We start from the raw sequence: 247 nt of genomic DNA, 5'->3' as shown, positions 1-247 counted from the left end.
CTAACATAATGCAGCGGCGTCATACCGTAGAAGTCTTTAAAGACAGAAATAAAGTACGACGTACTGTTGTAGCCGCAGGACTGTGATACCTGAGAGATATTTTTACCGTCCATCATTAATTCATTTACGGCATAACGCATGCGGCAGGTGGTGATTATTTGGCTATAACTGGTGTTTTCGCTTTTCAGCTTTTTCTTTAACAGACTTGGGCTAAGACATAAACAACTGGCTACCATACTAAGATTCC

The 247-nt window shown here is 40.9% G+C and carries 1 pseudogene; it reads right to left on the bottom strand.

Annotation, left to right across the window (positions count from 1 at the left end):
- A pseudogene (gene adiY, locus V5P19_RS24185) lies at positions 1-247 on the bottom strand (DNA-binding transcriptional activator AdiY); the annotation flags it as partial.

This window comes from Enterobacter sp. UNJFSC 003 (assembly GCF_036903355.1).
In the GTDB taxonomy this organism is placed as follows: Bacteria; Pseudomonadota; Gammaproteobacteria; order Enterobacterales; family Enterobacteriaceae; genus Enterobacter.
This window is presented reverse-complemented; position numbering and strand designations above follow the sequence as displayed.